Raw genomic sequence first — 18,030 nt, forward strand, 5'->3', positions numbered from 1 at the left:
GGGGCTTGCAGCGGCAGGGGCAACACTTTGCATTTGCCGCCGTGCAGGATAGGATAAACAGGTAGCATGCCTGACTGACGGCAACCGCGCTGCGGGGGTACCCCCGCTGTGGGCTGGCCGCAGTGTGGGACCTGAGTTGCGGTCGAGCTGATTATGCCATTACTGTGGGACGCGTATTGCGCATCCCGCCCGAACTTTTTTGTGTGCAAGCGAGGTATTTATGAAGTTGTTCCGCCGTGTTTTTCTGTTGCCGCTGGTGCTGTTGCTGGGCGGGCTGGGTGCCGCCTGCGTTACCTCCGGCCCGCAGAAGGCCCTCAACGATGTGGCTGACGCCCTCAGTAAAAATGACGGCGCGGCTTTTTTGGCGCAACTGGACATGAAGCCTTTTGCAACCAACCAGATTAAAAACATGACTCATGAAGATCAGGCCCTTAATGCGCTGGATTCCATGGGGCGCATGCTTGGGCTGGGCGGTATGGAAGATCTGCTGGGCAGCGTGGTGGATATGCAGGCCCGGCTGCAGAAGCAGTATATGCGCGGCGTGAGCACTGGCGAGCTGGTGGCGCAGTGCTCCAAGGCTGATACCCCCGATTGCCCGTGGGTTCCCGAAAGCCTGAAAAACGCCCAAATTACCGAGCTTGGCGACGATGCCGCCGTGGCGCAGGTTACTACGCCTGCCCGCATGACAAGCTGGCTTGCCCTGCGCAAGACGGGCGAAAAGTGGCTTGTGGTGGGCCAGGCTGTGATGGAGAGCACGGCCCGCGAGTATGCGGTGCAGAAGGCTCCTGCGGTGCCGGCCAAGCCTGCGCCGGTGACGCCCACGCCGAGGGAAGCGCCGGAAACGACCCCCGTGCCGGGAAATCGCGCCGACAATCAGGGTGTAAGCAAGATATAGGGCGTGCAGCAAGAGGTCTCTGGAAAATATTTCGTTTTGTCGGGGTGGGTGAGCCCGTCGGGCTGATTTACGCAAACCCGACTTTTTCGGCCTGAGCTGCGTTAAAATCCTGTTTTTGATGCTCACGTACATGAGTACGCTGCGCTCAAAGACAGGATTTTTCCTTGTCAGGCCGAAAAATGCGTATTTTGCAAATAACCCAACACCAGCCATCGCCTTCGCATTCGCTCCGGCGAGTATAAGGAAGGCGGCGCGACGACCTGCTTTTGATGGCGAGTATCTTTCTTAACTTGCCAGCTATACGCCTCATTTTGTTTGGACTGGGTGCAGGCCGGGGTAAATATCCGTGGGCAGAGGGTAGAAAAAGACTGCGGAAGGCAGGGGAGCGGCGTCAGCGGGGTGGGTGAGCCCGTCGGGCCGATTTACGCAAACCCGACTTTTTGGGCCTGAGCTGCGTTAAAATCCTGTTTTTGATGCTCACGTACACGAGTACGCTGCGCTCAAAAACAGGATTTTTCCTTGTCAGACCGAAAAATGCGTATTTTGCAAATAGCCCAACAGCAGCCATCGCCTTCGCATTCGCTGCGGCGAGTATAAGGAAGGCGGCGCGACGACCTGCTTTTGATAGCGAATGAATTTTTCTAACTTGCCAGCTATACGCCTCATTTTGTTTGGCCTGGGTGCAGGTCGGAGCAAATATCTGTGGGCAGAGGGTAGAAAAAGACTGAGGAAGGCTGGGGAGCGGCGTCAGCGGGGTGTGTAAGCCCGTCGGGCCGATTTACGCAAACCCGACTTTTTGGGCCTGAGCTGCGTTAAAATCCTGTTTTTGATGCTCACGTACACGAGTACGCTGCGCTCAAAAACAGGATTTTTCCTTGTCAGGCCGAAAAATGCGTATTTTGCAAATAGCCCAACACCAGCCATCGCCTTCGCATTCGCTCCGGCGAGTATAAGGAAGGCGACCCGACGACCTGCTTTTGATGGCGAATGAATTTTTCTAACTTGCCAGCTATACGCCTCATTTTGTTTGGACTGGGTGCAGGCCGGGGCAAATATCCGTGGGCAGATGGTAGAAAAAGACTGAGGAAGGCAGGGGAGCGGCGTCAGCGGCGGGGTGCTATGCCAGTGCCGAAATTATTTACGCAATGTTAGTTGTAGGTACGCAGATAAAACTCCAACACAAGACCATGAGTGTCAGGTGAGGGTACAAACCGCCCCATCCTCAAGTATTTTGTTTATCGTTGGTATTCGGCTGAAGCGGACGTTGACCAGAGCGAAAGCAGGGTATGGCATTACGCGTCGCGGAGGGAGATCACCCGATGGAGCGTGGCGAGAGAGGGAAGCTCCCGCAGCAGAAGACGCGTGCCCTCGTCGTTTGGCGGCAATTGAAAACGCTCTTTAGGGGGTGCTTCGGGGGGGATGCAAGGGGGGCCGCGCAGGGGGCGCAGCCCCATAACCGGCCCCGCCTTGCCGCGCGCCGCGCAGGCGTCCCAAACTTTGCCGGAGGGCGAAAAATTCGTGCCCGGAGGGCGGCAAAAATTAATCAGTCCGCGCCGCGCAGGCGTCCCAACTTCGCCGGAAGGCGAAAAATCCGTGCCCGAAGGGCGGCAAAAGTTAATCAGTCCGCGCCGCGCAGGCGTCCCAACTTCGCCGGAGGGCGAAACACCGTGCCCGAAGGGCGGCAAAAGTTAATCAGCCCGCGCCGCGCAGGCGTCCCTAATTCAACACTGTCGGCGTATCCGTCGCCACCAGACTGGCCGGATGCCGCAGCAGCAACAGTTCAAGCTCGTCCAGCAGGGCCTTGCAGCCGTCGCCCGTCCTGGCGGAGATGGTCAGCGCGTGTGGAAACGCGTCCGCAAGCTCCGCGCGGGCCGGGGCTTCCAGCTGATCCCACTTGTTCAGAATCATCAGCCGGGGCATGCGGTCCAGTTCCATTTCGGCCAGAATGGTCTCCACAGCGCTTATCTGCTGCAGCAGATCCGGGTGCGACGCGTCGGCCACATGCAGCAAAAGGTCCGCCGCCTCCAGTTCTTCAAGTGTGGCGCGGAAGGCGTCCATGAGTTCCTTGGGCAGATTGCGGATAAAGCCGACCGTATCGGCCATGATGATTTCTTTTTCCGCAGGAAAGCGCAGCCGCCGTGTGGTGGGGTCGAGTGTGGCAAAAAGTTTGTTTTCGGCCAGCACTTCGGAGCGGGTAAGCGTGTTGAGCAGAGTAGATTTGCCCGCATTGGTGTAGCCCACAAGCGCGGCCAGCGGTATGCCCTGGCGTGACCGGCGCGCGCGGGTGAACGAGCGCTGGCGGCGCAGCTGGTCGAGCTCTTTGCGAATACGGGCCATGCGCTCGCGTATTTTGCGGCGGTCGGTTTCGAGCTTTGTTTCGCCGGGGCCACGCCCGCCGATGCCGCCCATAAGACGGTCCATGGCGCGGTTTTTTCCCACCAGGCGCGGCTGGGTGTAGCGCAGCTGGGCCAGCTCGACCTGCAGCTTGCCCGCGCGGCTCACCGCATGCTGGGCAAAAATATCAAGAATCAACTGGGTGCGGTCAATGACCTTGCGCTCGGTGATGTCGGCGAGGTTGTGCAGCTGTGCGGGCGAAAGCTCGCCGTCAAACACCATCATGCCCGCGCGGCCTTGCAGGGCCAGCACTTCAAGCTCGGCCACCTTGCCCTTGCCCATGATCAGGCGCGGGTTGATCTGCGCCACGCGCTGCACCATGCGTCCGGCAATGGTCAGACCAGCGGTGCGGGCCAGCTCCGCCAGTTCGTCCAGATTGCGCTCCTGAATGATGCGCGGCTGCGTGCTTACCGAGACGAGCATGGCGCGCGGCGTGTCGTCGGCCTCGCGGGCGTCCTCGGCCTTGCGGGCCAGCTCTTCTTCCAGGGCTTCAGCCGTGGCGACAAACTGCGATTCTGTGCGGTCCCAGGGTTGCGGGGCGTCCATGTGATAGGGCTGCCCGCCGGAGGGCGACGGCAGCAAGTGGGCGGCCTGCCATTGCACTGGTTCGCCCACCGGGTTGACGGTGAGCGCAACCACTGCGTCCAGCCGCAAAAAGAGCATGTCCATCAGGTCTTCCTGACTGATGCCGCCAGGCGAGAGGTGGGTGTGCAACAGACGCAGACCGCGCAGGCGTTCCTGCCCGCTGCGGCCGCGCGGCAACTCGGGTATCATGATGCTGCCTGCTTCGCCCACAATAACCATCTGCACCCGGCCTTTGCGGTCGATAAGCAGCCCTAGCTGCCTGCCCAGTGCGCGTGAAAGCAGCGAGAGTTCCCGCGCCTGATCGACTGTATAGACTTCTGCCGCCGGAAAACGGCGGTTGAACAACCGGGTGAGTGCTGCAAGCTGGCTCGGTTTGAGCCCTTGCACGTTGCCTTCTGGTTTTGGGATGGGATGCTCCTGAAGGAAAAGAAAAGTTGAGTCGCACCCGCAGCCATGGCTCCCCAAGGGGGCGGCTGCGGGTGCGCAAATGGTATGGTCAGCGGGGGCCGCGCAGCCTAGGGCCGCAGATACGAGGTGATCAGGGCGTCGTAGCGCGAGGTGGCCTCGAAGGCGCGCGATGCCATGATCTGGCGGAATTCAAGCCCCACGGTGGTGTCTTTTTCCAGCTCTTCCATGGCGGCGGTGTACCACTGCGGCGAGGGCAGCACCAAAACGCTGTGGAAGTTTTTGGCCGCGGCGCGCAGCATGCAGGGGCCGCCGATGTCAATTTCTTCCACGGCCTGCTCAAGCGACAGGTGGCGTTCCACCGCGCCGGCAAAGTCGTAAAGATTGACGCAGACAAGGTCAAAGGGGCGGATGCCCTTTTCCGTCAGGGTCTGCATGTGTTGGGGCTCGTCCTTGTTGGCCAGAATGCCCGCGTGAATTTTGGGGTGCAGGGTTTTGACCCGGCCGCCCAGAATTTCGGGAAATCCCGTTACGGTGCTCACTGCGGTGACGGGCAGACCGGCCGCCTCAAGGGCCTTCTGTGTGCCGCCGGTAGAGATCAGCTCTACCCCCCGCGAGGTAAGAAACGTGGCAAACTCCACAAGGCCGCTCTTGTCCGTAACGCTCAAGATGGCGCGACGAATGGGCAAAATATCCATAAGCGACTCCTTGAAAAATGTCCAAAATAGGGTTTGGCGGCGTACATACGCCGTATTTCTTATAACGCAAAAAGCCCGTTCTGGCAATGCGTTGCGGGCAAAACAGTCCCGCGCCCCTTGCCCGCGTCAAAATGCAAGGCTATGCTGCGCCAGGAGGCACTATGCAGCTCAAGCTTGTTTCATGGAATGTCAATGGCCTGCGCGCTGTGGCGGGCAAGCCCGAATGGCAGTGGTTTGCGCAAACCGACGCGCAGGTTGTAGCCCTGCAGGAAACCAAGGCCCACCCCGACCAGTTGAGCGAAGACGTGCGCGAGCCTGAAGGCTGGGAATCGCACTGGTCGTGGAGCACGGTAAAAAAGGGCTATTCGGGCGTGGCGGTATTCAGCAAGGTTCCGTCGCTGAACGCCAGCATAGAGCTGCCGCAGCCGGAATATCAGGGCGAGGGGCGTCTGCTGCATCTGGAGTATCCGCAGTTTCACTTTTTCAACGGATACTTTCCCAACGGCGGCGCAGAAGAGCTGGATGATAATGGCAAGCCCACGGGCCGGTTCAAGCGCGTGCCGTACAAGATGGGATTTTTCGAGGCCTTTTTGGCCTATGCGGAAGAATGCCGCAAAAGCAAACCCATTGTGGTCTGCGGCGACTTTAACATCGCTCACCGTCCCATTGACCTTGCCCGGCCCAAGCAGAACGAAAAATATACGGGCTTTTTGCCCGAAGAGCGGGCCTTTCTGGACCGGTTTACGGCTATGGGCTATGTGGATACCTTTCGTCATGTGCACGGCGAGGCCGAGGGCAACTACTCGTGGTGGTCGTACAAAAGCCGCGCGCGCGAAAAAAATATCGGGTGGCGCATAGACTATTTTTTTGTATCACAAGAGCTTGTGCCTGCGGTGCGCGACGCCTGGATTGAAAATAACGTCTTTGGCTCCGACCACTGCCCTGTGGGGCTGTGCCTGGAGTTTTAGCGGGTGCGACGGCAACCGCCCTTGCAGACAGAAAAAACCCGCTTTGTCCCCGCAGGCGACGCATGAACGCCTGGGGGTAAAGCGGGTTTTTATACTGCGCAGACCGCAATATGGAAAAGCGACTAATCGAGCAGGCCGAGCAGACGCGCGACGCGCTGTTCATTCAGGCCGGTATGTACCTGAATGAGATCCTGACTGTGCTGCACGGCCTCCTGCTCGACCTGGGCGAGCGCCTGGCGCATTTCGTCAGAGTTGAGCATGTGCGGGGTTCCGGGGACTGTCTGCTCCAGAACCGGCGCAGCCGAAGTGCCGGCCTCGTCGTCGGCGGGAGCCGCCGGTGCCGCAGGCGTGCTCTCCGCCCGGTTTACGGGCAGCATTGCGTTGACCCTTTCCTGAAATGTGGGAAAAACCGGCCCCAGATCATTATTGCGAAAACGGAATTCCAGTTCCATCGGGCATCTCCTCGGGCTTGACGCATCGGGGCGTCATTACACTCGCGCCAAGCGCGCTTCGGTCATGTGGAAAAATTGACCGCCTGTTGGTATTGCCCGAAAATATGCAAAAAGCAGACCGTTCGTTATGTGCCGTCTGTGGCTACACGTGCCGCAGCGCTATTCCATCACCTTGACCAGCAGGCCCGGCGCAAGGCGCACCTGGCCGTCCACCACAATGTGTTCGCCCTCGGCCACTTCGCCGTCCAGCACTGTGCGGTCGGCATGTTCAAACAGGGGTCTGACCTTGCGGTAGCTGGCGCGGCTGTCTTTATCAACCACGTAAACGTAAGATTCTTCGCGGCCAGACTGCACGGCTCTGGTCGGCACGGTCAAAGCGCCCACGGCCACGCCCAGGGGCAGCTCGACCTGCACAAATTGCCCCGGCCACAGGCGGCGCAGCTCGTTGGTAAAGGTGGCGCGCAGGCGGATGGTGCCGGTGCGGGTGTCTACCGTGTTGTCCACCAGGGTGAGGAGGCCTTTTTCGGGTTTGCCGCCCGCCGGGGTAGCGGAAACCTGCACATTGCCCTGGCCCATCTGCTCGATGATCACGGGCAGATGCGACTCTGGCACAGAAAAGCTCACATAAATGGGCGAAAGCGTATCGATGGTGACGATAACCGTGGCGTCGCCCGATTTAACCATGTTGCCCCTATCCACGCTCAGCGCGCCCACGCGCCCGCTGATGGGGGCCACTACCTTGCAGTAGCTGAGGTCAAGGGCGGCGCTCTCGACGCTGGCCTTGTCAGATTGCACCGTAGCCCGCAAGGCTGCGGCGTCGGTAACTGTTTTTTCATAGGCGTCGCGGCTTACGTAGCCGTTGCCCACAAGCTTGCCGTAGCGGTTCATGTCGTCCAGAGCCTTGGCAAGCTGCGCCTGCGACTTGGCCAGCTGGCCCTTTTTTTCGCGCAGGGCGGCTTCAAAGGGGCGGGGGTCGATGGTGATAAGGGGGTCGCCCTCGTGCACGTCCTGACCTTCAGTAAAGTGCACCTGCTGTATCTCGCCGGTAACACGCGGCTTTACGCCAACAGAACCAGAGGCGCGCACGTTGCCCACGGCGTGCAGCAGGCGGGGCACGTCGGCGCGCGTGATGGATTCCACCCGCACTGGCGCGGGTGGAGGGGTATTTTTTTTGCTGTCGTCTTGTGAACATGCGGCCAGCAAGAGCAGCAGAACCAGCGGGACGAGGGGCAATGCGTTGTGGATTGGCTTCATGGGACTCCCCACAAGATAGAAACGGCCTTGGCGCGACATTGAATGCAAGTGCGACCGTGAATCAAGCCCCACGCCGCGTCAAGCAGATTGTTAGCTATGCACTTATATCTGCGTTTATCCCCCCTTTGGCAACGATTGACATTCGGCACGGTCACGGCATAATTACGCCGCATTTTTCGGGCAATCCTCTGTTGTCGTTTTTTTGAACGGCGGCAGCTTCAGCGGCCTGTCTCAGGCCCGGATCAACCATATATATGCGCCAGCGGCGCTTACAGGAGCAGGAATTGGCAAAAAACCGCGCATTACAGCAGTGGCGGGTGGAGGATTCCATCGAGCTTTACGGCATCCGTAATTGGGGCGCCGGGTATTTTGACGTGTCGGATGCGGGCGAGGTCGTGATTTGCCCGCAGGGGCCCAAGGGGCCGCAGGTTTCGATACCAGACGTTATCGCCGGGCTGAAAGAGCGCGGGTATGATATGCCCGTGCTCTTGCGCGTGGAGAATATTCTGGATTCGCGCATTGCCAATATTCACGAATCGTTCCGCAAGGCCATCAAAAGCCTCAACTACACCGGTTCGTACCGGGGTGTTTTTCCCATCAAGGTCAACCAGCAGCAGCAGGTTGTGGAAAAAATAGCCCAGTTCGGCTCCACATACCACCACGGGCTTGAGGTCGGCTCCAAGGCCGAGCTCATCGCGGCAGTGTCGCTCATGCGCGACCGCGAGGCCTGCATCGTCTGCAACGGCTACAAGGACGAAGAATTTATCGATCTTGGCCTGCAGGCCCTGCGCCTTGGCTTTAACGTGCTGTTTGTTCTTGAAATGCCCAGCGAGCTGGAAGTGGTGCTCGCGCGCAGCAAGGCCCTGGGCGTACGCCCCAACATTGGCGTGCGCGCCAAGCTGGCCGTGAAGGCCAGCGGCCACTGGACCGATTCTGGCGGCGAGCGCTCCACCTTTGGCCTGTCGCCCGCCCAGATTGTGGACGTGGTGGACACGCTCAAGGCCAACGACATGCTCGACTGCTTCAAGCTGCTGCACTACCACCTTGGTTCGCAGGTTTCCAACATTCGCGACATCCGTACAGGCGTCATGGAAGGCGCGCGCCTTTACGTGGGTCTGGTGCAGGAAGGCGCGCCCATGGGGTATCTTGACCTTGGCGGCGGTCTGGCGGTGGACTACGACGGCTCGCACACCAACTATGTTTCGTCGCGCAACTATACGCTCGACGAATACAGCGCCGACATTGTCGAAGCCATCATGAGCATCCTTGACGAGCAGAATGTGGCGCATCCGCACATCATCACCGAATCGGGCCGCGCCACTGTGGCCTATTATTCCGTGCTGCTCTTCAACGTGCTTGACGTCAGCATGGTGGAAGAAGTGCAACTGCCCGACAACCTGCCCGAGGGCACGCCCGAGCCTGTGCTGAACCTGCGCGAAACTCTTGCCAACATTACCCTGCGCAATCTGCAGGAATGTTATAACGACGCCATCTACTACCGCGACGAAATGCGTCAGCTCTTTTCCACCGGGCGCGTAAATCTGCGCCAGCGTACCCTGGCCGAGCGGTTTTTCTGGGCCATCATCATGCGCATTGCACAGGAAAAGACGCGCCTCAAGACGATACCCCGCGACCTCGCCGATATTGATGTGAGCCTTGCGGATATTTATTACGGCAATTTCAGCGTGTTCCAGTCGTTGCCCGACTCGTGGGCCATTGACCAGCTGTTCCCGGTTATGCCCGTGCACCGGCTTAAGGAATTTCCTTCGCGGCAGGGCATCATCTCTGACATCACCTGCGACTCTGATGGCCGCATCGACCATTTTATCGATCCTCAGGGCATGAAGCCCACGCTTGATCTGCACCCCGTGCGCGACGGCGAAGAGTATTATCTTGGCGTGTTTCTTGTCGGCGCGTATCAGGAAACGCTGGGCGATCTGCACAACCTTATGGGCGACACCAACGTGGTGTCCATCAGGGTGCGCGACGACGGCAATTACGAGTATGTGCGCGAAATCAGGGGCGACTCTGTGGCGGATATACTGAGTTATGTGGAATACGAGCCGCGTCGCATCCTCGAAGATCTGCGCAGCACAGCGGAGCAGGCCGTGAGGCAGGGGCGTATTTCGCCCAGCGACCGGTTTGCCATTATGCAGGTATTTGAAGACGGCCTGCGCGGGTACACCTATTTTGAACGGTAGGGCTGCGCGGCGTAGCTAGTTTGGTAGAATATGGCAGGCACGGCTGAGAAAAGGCCGGGGAGCGTCATCGGCGGGTGGGTGAGCCCGTCGGGCTGATTTACGCAAACCCGACTTTTTGGGCCTGACTGCGTTAGAATCCTGTTTTTGATGCTCACGTACATGAGTACGCTGCGCTCAAAAACAGGATTTTTCCTTGTCAGGCCGAAAAATGCGTATTTTGCAAATAGCCCAACACCAGCCATCGCCTTCGCGTTGCTCCGGCGAGTATAAGGAAGGCGGCGCGACGACCTGCTTTTGATGGCGAACGAATTTTTCTAACTTGCCAGTTCCCCGCTGCTCATGGTTGAGCTGGGTGCAGGCCGGGGCAAATATCTGTGGGCAGATGGTAGAAAAAGACTGAGAAAGGGCAGGGAGAGCGTCATCAGCGGGTGTGTGAGCCCGTCGGGCCGATTTACGCAAACCCGACTTTTTTGGCCTGAACTGCGTTAAAATCCTGTTTTTGATGCTCACGTACATGAGTACGCTGCGCTCAAGAACAGGATTTTTCCTTGTCAGGCCGAAAAATGCGTATTTTGCAAATAGCCCAACACCAGCCATCGCCTTCGCATTCGCTCCGGCGAGTATAAGGAAGGCGGCGCGACGGCCTGCTTTTGGTGGCGAACGAATTTTTCTAACGTGCCAGTTACCCGTTGCTTATGGTTGGACTGGGTGCAGGCCGGGGCAAATATCCGTGGGCAGATGGTAGAAAAAGACTGAGAAAGGGCAGGGAGAGCGTCATCAGCGGGTGTGTGAGCCCGTCGGGCTGATTTACGCAAACCCGACTTTTTCGGCCTGAGCTGCGTTAAAATCCTGTTTTTGATGCTCACGTACATGAGTACGCTGCGCTCAAAGACAGGATTTTTCCTTGTCAGGCCGGAAAAATGCGTATTTTGCAAATAGCCCAACACCAGCCATCGCCTTCGCATTCGCTGCGGCGAGTATAAGGAAGGCGACCCGACGGCCTGCTTTTGGTGGCGAACGAATTTTTCTAACGTGCCAGTTACCCGTTGCTTATGGTTGGACTGGGTGCAGGCCGGGGCAAATATCCGTGGGCAGATGGTAGAAAAAGACTGAGGAAGGCCGGAGAGCGTCAGCGGCGGGGTGGGTGAGCCCGTCGGGCCGATTTACGCAAACCCGACTTTTTTGGCCTGAGCTGCGTTAAAATCCTGTTTTTGATGCTCACGTACATGAGTACGCTGCGCTCAAAGACAGGATTTTTCCTTGTCAGGCCGAAAAATGCGTATTTTGCAAATAGCCCAACAGCAGCCATCGCCTTCGCATTCGCTGCGGCGAGTATAAGGAAGGCGACCCGACGGCCTGCTTTTGGTGGCGAGCATCTTTTTTAACTTGCCAGTTACCTGCTGCTTATGGTTGAGCTGGGTGCAGCGAGAGTGGGAAAAGTCAAATTACTGCAGAAAAGGGTAGAGAGTCTTGCAGCGTGGGTGTCTCCGTCGGTTTGATTTGGGTTGGGCTGCGGGTAGCCGCGAGAGAGGTGCATGCCGCGTAGCTTTTTGCTCGTCGCTTGAAGATATATGTGTGACGCTAGAACGTAAAATGGAAGGGGCGGAGGGGGCGAAGCATTATTCTCAACCCGCCACTGCACCAATGGTATTCGGCTGAAGCGGACTTTGATCAGAGCGGAAGCAGGGTATGGCATTACGCGTCGCGGAGGGAGATCACCCGATGGAGCGTAGCGAGTAAGGGAAGCTCCCGCAGCAGAAGACGCGTGCCCTCGTCGTTTGGCGGCAATTGAAAACGCTCTTTAGGGGGTGCTTCGGGGGGGATGCAAGGGGGGCCGCGCAGGGGGCGTAGCCCCATAACCGGCCCCGCCTTGCCGCGCGCCGCGCAGGCGTCCCAACTTCGCCGGAGGGCGAAAAATGCCGTGCCCGAAGGGCGGCAAAAATTAATCAGCCCGCGCCGCGCAGGCGTCACTTCACCATTCAGACGAAATCGCGCGCCGCGCAGGCGTCCCAATCGCCTGTTAGGCGAAAAATGCCGTGCCCGCAGGACAGCAAATTCTAGTTAACCCCGCGCCGCGCAGGCGCAAATCCCAGTCCCTACGCCAACCAACACCTCACCCGCCAGCCGGAGCCAAGCTCCTTCCACTGCGGGGCTTCATGGCGACAAATATCCTGAGCCTTGGGGCAGCGCGGATGAAAACGGCAACCCGCGGGCGGCGCGAGGGGGCTTGGCAGCTCGCCTTCCAGAGCGGGAATGAGCTCGCCGCGCCGTTTGCCTGTGGGCATGGCTGCCATGAGGGCCTGCGTGTAGGGGTGGCCCGCGCCGTCAAAGATGGCTTCGGTGGGGCCTTCTTCCACGATTTGTCCCAGATACATGACCAGAATATGGCGGCACAAAAAGCCCACCACCGCGAGATCATGCGAGATAAAGAGATAGGCGGGGCCAAAGTGCTCCTGCACGTCGCGCAGCAGGTTGAGGGTCTGCGCCTGCACAGAGGCATCAAGGGCGGAGACCGGCTCGTCGCATACAACAACGTCGGGCCGGGTGATGAGGGCCCGGGCCACGGCTATGCGCTGGCGCTGGCCGCCCGAAAATTCGTGAGGGTACCGGTTGCCCATGCCCGCAAGGCCCACGGTCGCCAGCATGTCCTCGGCCTTGGCAGTGCGCTCTGCACGGGGGATGTTGCGGGCTGCCAGAGGTTCCGCCACCGAGCTGCCCACAGAGAGGCGGGGATTGAGGGAGGAAAAAGGATCCTGAAAGACCATCTGTATGCGCCCGGCTGCCCAGCTGTCGGCCCCGGCCGGAGGCAGGGGGCGGCCGTCAAGCAGCACCTGCCCCTGCGAGGGGGTCAGCAGGCCGCAGGCCATCCGTCCAAGTGTGGATTTGCCGCAGCCAGATTCGCCCACAAGGCCGAGGCTTGCGCCCTTGGCGAGGCTCAGGCTTACGTGGTCAACGGCGACAAGCGAACTCCTGTCGCCAAACAGACCGCGCTTGATGTCAAACACGCGCGAAACGTCCTCCAGCCGCAGCAGGACGGGGGCAGAAGATTGTTCCGGCGCAGGTTGGTTCAGCATGTTTTTTCCGCCACGCCCGCAGAGCTGAAGGTGGCCATGCCGTTGTACACGGCGGCGGCGCAGCGCAGCAGATGGTAGGCCACAGCGCCTCCCGTGCCTTCGCCCAGGCGCATGTTCAGGTGCAGCAGGGGGGTGTTGCGGGTGTCTCCGCCGGTCAGCCTGCGCAGGGCGCGCACGTGACCCGGCTCTGCCGAGGCATGCGAAAGCACGGCGTAGTCCGCCAGCTGGGGGCAGATATGCAGGGCCGCCACGTAGGCCGCGCTGCAGATAAAGCCGTCAACCAGCACGGGCAGGCGGCGCGAGGCGGCGCCAAGCATGAGCCCGGCCATTTCAACTATTTCAAACCCGCCCAGGGCAGCCAGCGTGCTTATGGGGTCGCCGTCGCGCAGCATGGGCTCGTTAACTTCCAGCGCCTTGCGCACAATGCCGGTTTTGTGGTGCACCATGTCGGCATTGGCGCCTGCTCCGGGGCCGGTAATCTGCTCGGGGTGAAGGTGCAGCAGGGCGCAGTACAGGGCCGTGCCCGAAGTGCTGTTGGCAATGCCCATTTCACCCACGCCAAGGCAGCGGTAGCCCTCGTCGGCAAGCTGTTGCGCCAGCTCAACGCCCATGCGCAGGCCCTTGAGGCAGGTTTCGCGGCTCATGGCCGGGCCCTGGCTCATGTCGGCCGTGCCGTCGCCAAGGCGGCGCTCGATCAGGATGGCGTGCGGTTCATAGGGACCGCCGTCGCAGCCTGCGTCTACCACGCGCAAATCCATTCCCGAAGTGCAGCACAAAACATTGACCGCCGCGCCGTTGTTAAAAAAGTTTTGCACCATCTGCCGGGTCACGGCCTTGGGAAAGGGCGAAACCCCCTGATCTGCCACGCCGTGGTCGCCCGCAACCGTCAGCATGATGGCCGGGCTGACGCTGATGGGCGTTTGCCCGCCGCTCATGGCATAGAGCTTTTGGGCGAGGTCTTCAAGGCGGCCAAGACTGCCCTGGGGCTTGGTGAGATCGTCCAGATGGGTCTGGGCGGCGTCCAGATCTTTTTCAAGCAGGGGGGCGATGCTCAGACCGGGCAAGATCAGTTCCAGCAGGTTGGATTGGGTGGTATTCATGCCGTTTGTTTATCCTTAACGGCCCCTGTGCGCAAGGCGGAGCGTCCCTTGTGCCTGCTAATGCGCCGTGGGGTACTTTACGATTTTTAGAGCGTGCTTATGTTAGCGGCTAGCTAACAAGCAAGGATGATGTATGAAGACCATACCCAACCATATACGCAATGGATATGCCCGGCCCCGCCCCCTGCGGGCCGCTGCGGCAGAGTTGGAGGGCGGGTTTGCCATCCGCCTGCTGTTTTTGGCGCTGGCAGCGGCCCTGCTGCTGTGTCTGCCCGGCAGGGCCGGGGCCGTTGCGCCCGACAGCCCTCGCATGACTCCCGTGGTGCGGGCTGTGCAGTCGGTTGCCCCGGCTGTTGTAAATATAACAAGCACCCATATTATTGAAGGGCAGAGAATTTCACCCCTGGAGCAGTTTTTTGGTCCGGGGTTTCCCGGCTTCCCCGGTTTTGAAGTGCCGGGATCGCGCAGCGTCAAGCAAAAGCGCGTCAGCCTGGGTTCGGGGGTTATTGTCGATGGCGACAAAGGCCTTGTGCTCACCAACGCGCACGTGATCGCCGGCGGCGACGAAGTAATGGTGCATTTGCTGGACGGCAGGGAATTTTCTGCGTCCGTCAAGGGTGCAGACCCCGATTTTGACATAGCCGTGCTGCAGATCAGGGGCGCATCCAAACTGCCTGCGGTAAAACTGGGCGATTCGAGCGACATTATGCCCGGCGAAACCGTCATCGCCATAGGCAATCCTTTTGGTTTTAACCATACGGTGACCACGGGCGTGGTGTCCGCGCTCGGGCGCACCATCCGCAACAAGGGCGGCGCGTTTACCGATCTTGTGCAGACAGACGCCGCCATCAACCCCGGCAACAGCGGCGGCCCGCTGCTAAATATCGAGGGCGTGCTCATCGGCATCAATACGGCGGTGGACGCCCGGGCCGAGGGCATCGGTTTTGCCATCCCCATCAACAAGGCCCGCCGGGTCATGCACGACCTCATGAGCGCGGGGCGGGTGGCCCCCCTGTGGCTTGGGCTTGACCTGCAGGACGTGGACGGGCGCACAGCCATGGCCCTGGGCCTCAGGGACGCGGGCGGCGTGCTGGTTACGGCGGTGTTTCCCGGTTCGCCCGCTGCCAGGGCGGGTATTGCGGCGGGCGATATACTTGAGAGCATCAATGCCTCGCCCGTGCGCGACCGGCGTGATTATCTCGACATATTGCGCAACCAGACGGCGGGTACGGCCCTGCGGCTGCAGCTGCTGCGCGAGGGCGGCCCGGTGCGTATCGAGGCGACGCCAGAACCCTTTGGCGATGCGGAGGCCCGCGCTTTGCTTGAGCGCAGGTGGGCATTCAGCGCCGCGCAGACCGCGCAGGGCGTGGTGGTGCGTCAGGCGCGCGCCGAAGGCCCCGCAGCGTTTCTGCGCCAGGGCGACCGCATAACGGCGGTGGGCTCTGCGGAAATACGCACCATGGACGATTTTTTACAGGCTTTCAGGCGCGAGCGCATGTCCGGGCAGGTTTTGCTGCAGGTTGTGCGCAACGGCAAGGGGTATTACGCGCGGCTGGTTCCATAAAACGGATTGTTGCGGGTAACATGTTGGCGAGGCAATATTTTTTTAAACAGACATTCCGTATGCCAGGGAAAGTCGGTGCGAAATCCTGTAAAAATTGTCTGGTTGCCTATTTCCGAACCGACACTTGACAGGGTGGGAGCCTAAAGCTATCCATTGCACAAGCGGAATTTAGCCGCTTGAAAAATCAAGCAAGTCAAAGCTAATTGGGAGGACACCATGGGTTATAATGTTAATGTCGACACCGACAAGTGCGTGGGCTGTGGCGAATGCGTGGACGTGTGCCCTGTTGAAGTTTACGAAATCAAGGACGGCAAGTCCGAACCCGTGAACGCCGAAGAATGCCTGGGCTGCGAATCCTGCGTGGAAGTTTGCGAAGTCAGCGCCATCACCGTTGAAGAAAACTAGGGATTGCATGGATGCCCGAGCGGCATTCCGTAGCTGACCCGTTCAAAGTTTTCATTGTGCCGCCCGGCGCGCACGCGCCAGGCGGCATTTTCATAAGGTACAGGGCGCTTTGCCGCTAGAGCATTCCGGCGTTGAGACTGTGCGTTCTCAAAGTTGCAAGACGTCCGCTACGGCGCGTGGCAGCGCGTGCAAATGGCGCTTGCGTCTTTGTGGCAAACGTCTGCTCATGCAGCCGGCAGAGCAGTTTCAAGGTGAAGTTGCTCTGTTCTCCCCCATGTCTTCCGCACTACCGCAGGATAACCATGATCCCTGATCTGAGTTCTATTTTTACCCGCTATGAAGCATTGCGGGCCGAAGTTGACGACCTTTTCGGCAGGGTGCGCGGGGCTTTTCCCCAGTGCGTAGTCTGCAAGGAAGGCTGCAGCGATTGCTGTCATGCGCTTTTTGATCTTTCGCTTGTCGAAGCCATATATATCAACAGGGCTTTTGAGTCCTCCTTTGGGTACGGGCCGCAGCGTTCCGGCATTCTCGAGCGGGCCTCCGAGCTTGACCGCCGCGCCACGCGCATCAAGCGCGAGCTGTACCGGGCGGAAAAAGACGGCGAAAGCCCCGAGGCCATCATGGAGCGCGCCGCGCAGGTCAAGCTGCGCTGCCCTCTGCTGGACGACAACGACCAATGCCTGCTGTACCACGCCCGGCCCATCACCTGCCGCGTGTACGGCGTGCCCACGGCCATTGCCGGGCAGGGGCATGTGTGCGGCTTTTCGGCTTTTGAAAAAGGCAAGCCATACCCCACCATCCATATGGACAAGATCCAGAACAGGCTTGAAGACCTGAGCAGGGATGTGGCCACCACCGTGCAGAGCCGTTTTAAAGAATTGCACGAGGTGTACGTGCCTTTGTCCATGGCTTTGCTGACCCGCTACGATGAGGCCTATCTGGGTATTGGCCCGGCCAAGAAAGAAGAGGCCTGATCGGGCGCGAAAGGAGTTTGAAATGTACGGCAGCATTCCCGCCACCGTCTTTCGCGATGGAACGCCGCAACAGCTTACTGATGAGCAGGAAGTGCTCAAGCGCGAAATTTATGACCGCATGAATCCGCGCCGACGCAAATTTGTGGACCGCATCGGCTACGACAACTGGGATCCATTCCAGAAGCCTAACGAACCACTTGATATGCGCACTGACGTGTCCCAGCGCACAACGCAGCAACTGGTTAACGCATTTTTGAAAGACGCGGCCCAAAAAGGGCCGTATGGCAATGCCTACAGCAAGGGTGCTACCGAATGCGCCCTTGGCGTGGTCAATAGGGACGAAAAGTACATGGGCATTTTTGACTTTTGCCGATGGTACTATGATCTTTTGAAAAAAGAGGGGCACATAGCATGAAAGCTCGCTACGATGACCTGGATGAATACATCGCCGACCTCAAGGCAGAGATAGCCCAGAACGAGCAGTGCGCAACGCACTACTACAATCTTGGGCTCGCCCTGCTGACCAAGCGCGACTTTGTGGCCGCCGAAGAGGCGCTGCTCAACGCGGTGCGCAATTCGCCCCACCTGGCGGAAGCCTACGTGCAGCTGGGCGGCATATGTCTTGAACGCGGCGACCTTGACGGCTGCCTGCGCTACAACGAAGAAGCCGCCAACTGCCGCGCCAAGTTCCCCGTGCCGTGGAGCAACATCGCCTTTGTGCACCTGCAGCGCGGCGAGCCCGACAAGGCCATCACCGCCCTGAACAAGGCCCTCAAGTGGGACCCCAATTTTGTGCAGGCTAAAAACGCCCTGTCCACCGCCCACTACATGAAGGGCGACTTTGCGGCCTGCGAAGCAACTTGCAAGGACGTGATCAAGCAGCAGCCCGGCTTTGCCCCGGCCTGGAACAACCTTGCCCTGGCCCAGTTTGAAATGGGCCAGTACGCCGATGCTGCGGAATCCGCCAAAAAGGCGCAGGCCCTGGGCTTTGAAGTGCCCGAAGGCTTTGTGGAAGAGCTCAAGACCAAGGGCGCGGCATAGCAGCCCCACAGGTGTCAATG

15 protein-coding genes are annotated in these 18,030 nt (G+C 59.6%); 8 read left to right on the forward strand and 7 right to left on the reverse strand.

What is annotated here, in order from left to right; all coding sequences use genetic code 11:
- The first annotated feature begins 220 nt into the window (after positions 1-220).
- Entirely contained in the window at positions 221-895 is a 675-nt protein-coding gene (locus DDIC_RS03610; protein WP_136399185.1) for a hypothetical protein, read from the forward strand.
- A gap of 1,716 nt (positions 896-2,611) precedes the next feature.
- Here the strand turns inward: DDIC_RS03610 and hflX are convergent.
- Together hflX and DDIC_RS03620 are read right to left on the reverse strand one after the other, a co-directional pair.
- Positions 2,612-4,261 (reverse strand): GTPase HflX, encoded by a 1,650-nt coding sequence (gene hflX / locus DDIC_RS03615; protein WP_136399186.1) that lies wholly within the window; start codon positions 4,259-4,261, stop codon positions 2,612-2,614.
- Between the two features lie 128 nt (positions 4,262-4,389).
- The gene (locus DDIC_RS03620) at positions 4,390-4,977 is read right to left on the reverse strand and encodes an IMP cyclohydrolase (RefSeq protein ID WP_136399187.1); all 588 of its coding nucleotides are present in this window, start codon (positions 4,975-4,977) and stop codon (positions 4,390-4,392) included.
- 161 nt (positions 4,978-5,138) lie between these two features.
- Here DDIC_RS03620 and DDIC_RS03625 point away from each other — a divergent pair, with 161 nt between their 5' ends.
- The gene (locus DDIC_RS03625; protein WP_136399188.1) at positions 5,139-5,945 is read left to right on the forward strand and encodes an exodeoxyribonuclease III; all 807 of its coding nucleotides are present in this window, start codon (positions 5,139-5,141) and stop codon (positions 5,943-5,945) included.
- 122 nt (positions 5,946-6,067) lie between these two features.
- On the opposite strand, the gene DDIC_RS03630 is transcribed toward DDIC_RS03625, so the two are convergent.
- Positions 6,068-6,397, reverse strand: coding sequence for a pseudouridine synthase (locus DDIC_RS03630; protein WP_136399189.1), 330 nt, complete (start codon positions 6,395-6,397; stop codon positions 6,068-6,070).
- Positions 6,398-6,556: 159 nt separating this feature from the next.
- Positions 6,557-7,651, reverse strand: a complete 1,095-nt coding sequence (locus tag DDIC_RS03635; RefSeq protein WP_136399190.1) for an efflux RND transporter periplasmic adaptor subunit — start codon at positions 7,649-7,651, stop codon at positions 6,557-6,559.
- A 284-nt stretch (positions 7,652-7,935) separates the two neighbouring features.
- Here DDIC_RS03635 and speA point away from each other — a divergent pair, with 284 nt between their 5' ends.
- Complete coding sequence (gene speA, locus DDIC_RS03640; RefSeq protein WP_136399191.1) at positions 7,936-9,852, forward strand: biosynthetic arginine decarboxylase; 1,917 nt, start codon at positions 7,936-7,938, stop codon at positions 9,850-9,852.
- A 174-nt stretch (positions 9,853-10,026) separates the two neighbouring features.
- Here speA and DDIC_RS03645 read toward each other — a convergent pair whose 3' ends face one another.
- The 3 genes from DDIC_RS03645 to cobT form a co-directional block, all read right to left on the reverse strand.
- Complete coding sequence (locus tag DDIC_RS03645) at positions 10,027-10,449, reverse strand: hypothetical protein (RefSeq protein ID WP_136399192.1); 423 nt, start codon at positions 10,447-10,449, stop codon at positions 10,027-10,029.
- Positions 10,450-11,948: 1,499 nt separating this feature from the next.
- Positions 11,949-12,926 (reverse strand): ABC transporter ATP-binding protein, encoded by a 978-nt coding sequence (locus DDIC_RS03650; RefSeq protein WP_136399193.1) that lies wholly within the window; start codon positions 12,924-12,926, stop codon positions 11,949-11,951.
- Positions 12,920-14,026 carry a nicotinate-nucleotide--dimethylbenzimidazole phosphoribosyltransferase gene (gene cobT, locus DDIC_RS03655; RefSeq protein WP_136399194.1) on the reverse strand — a complete coding sequence of 369 codons (1,107 nt, stop codon included), beginning with the start codon at positions 14,024-14,026 and terminating at the stop codon, positions 12,920-12,922. Before cobT ends, DDIC_RS03650 begins: the two co-directional genes overlap by 7 nt.
- Positions 14,027-14,159: 133 nt before the next feature.
- On the opposite strand from cobT, the gene DDIC_RS03660 reads away from it, so the two are divergent.
- The 5 genes from DDIC_RS03660 (at position 14,160) to DDIC_RS03680 (ending at position 18,010) form a co-directional block, all read left to right on the forward strand.
- Positions 14,160-15,590, forward strand: coding sequence for a trypsin-like peptidase domain-containing protein (locus DDIC_RS03660; RefSeq protein WP_136399195.1), 1,431 nt, complete (start codon positions 14,160-14,162; stop codon positions 15,588-15,590).
- Between the two features lie 216 nt (positions 15,591-15,806).
- On the forward strand, positions 15,807-15,995 hold the full coding sequence (locus DDIC_RS03665; RefSeq protein WP_136399196.1) for a ferredoxin: 189 nt from the start codon (positions 15,807-15,809) through the stop codon (positions 15,993-15,995).
- Positions 15,996-16,297: 302 nt separating this feature from the next.
- Entirely contained in the window at positions 16,298-16,969 is a 672-nt protein-coding gene (locus DDIC_RS03670) for a YkgJ family cysteine cluster protein (protein ID WP_136399197.1), read from the forward strand.
- 22 nt (positions 16,970-16,991) lie between these two features.
- Complete coding sequence (locus tag DDIC_RS03675) at positions 16,992-17,384, forward strand: hypothetical protein (RefSeq protein WP_136399198.1); 393 nt, start codon at positions 16,992-16,994, stop codon at positions 17,382-17,384.
- Entirely contained in the window at positions 17,381-18,010 is a 630-nt protein-coding gene (locus DDIC_RS03680; RefSeq protein ID WP_136399199.1) for a tetratricopeptide repeat protein, read from the forward strand. The genes DDIC_RS03675 and DDIC_RS03680 overlap by 4 nt, the downstream gene beginning before the upstream one ends.
- The last annotated feature ends 20 nt before the right edge of the window (positions 18,011-18,030 follow it).

The organism is Desulfovibrio desulfuricans (genome assembly GCF_004801255.1).
Lineage (GTDB): Bacteria > Desulfobacterota > Desulfovibrionia > Desulfovibrionales > Desulfovibrionaceae > Desulfovibrio > Desulfovibrio desulfuricans_C.

Bases quoted from the DNA above. Each gene is read 5' to 3' on its own strand.
- DDIC_RS03635 (WP_136399190.1), bottom strand. From the start codon at position 7,651: ATGAAGCCAATCCACAACGCATTGCCCCTCGTCCCGCTGGTTCTGCTG.
- DDIC_RS03650 (WP_136399193.1), bottom strand. From the start codon at position 12,926: ATGCTGAACCAACCTGCGCCGGAACAATCTTCTGCCCCCGTCCTGCTG.
- DDIC_RS03660 (WP_136399195.1), top strand. From the start codon at position 14,160: ATGAAGACCATACCCAACCATATACGCAATGGATATGCCCGGCCCCGC.
- DDIC_RS03665 (WP_136399196.1), top strand. From the start codon at position 15,807: ATGGGTTATAATGTTAATGTCGACACCGACAAGTGCGTGGGCTGTGGC.
- DDIC_RS03645 (WP_136399192.1), bottom strand. From the start codon at position 10,449: ATGGCTGGTGTTGGGCTATTTGCAAAATACGCATTTTTCGGCCTGACA.
- cobT (WP_136399194.1), bottom strand. From the start codon at position 14,026: ATGAATACCACCCAATCCAACCTGCTGGAACTGATCTTGCCCGGTCTG.
- DDIC_RS03625 (WP_136399188.1), top strand. From the start codon at position 5,139: ATGCAGCTCAAGCTTGTTTCATGGAATGTCAATGGCCTGCGCGCTGTG.
- DDIC_RS03680 (WP_136399199.1), top strand. From the start codon at position 17,381: ATGAAAGCTCGCTACGATGACCTGGATGAATACATCGCCGACCTCAAG.
- DDIC_RS03620 (WP_136399187.1), bottom strand. From the start codon at position 4,977: ATGGATATTTTGCCCATTCGTCGCGCCATCTTGAGCGTTACGGACAAG.
- DDIC_RS03610 (WP_136399185.1), top strand. From the start codon at position 221: ATGAAGTTGTTCCGCCGTGTTTTTCTGTTGCCGCTGGTGCTGTTGCTG.
- DDIC_RS03670 (WP_136399197.1), top strand. From the start codon at position 16,298: ATGATCCCTGATCTGAGTTCTATTTTTACCCGCTATGAAGCATTGCGG.
- DDIC_RS03630 (WP_136399189.1), bottom strand. From the start codon at position 6,397: ATGGAACTGGAATTCCGTTTTCGCAATAATGATCTGGGGCCGGTTTTT.
- DDIC_RS03675 (WP_136399198.1), top strand. From the start codon at position 16,992: ATGTACGGCAGCATTCCCGCCACCGTCTTTCGCGATGGAACGCCGCAA.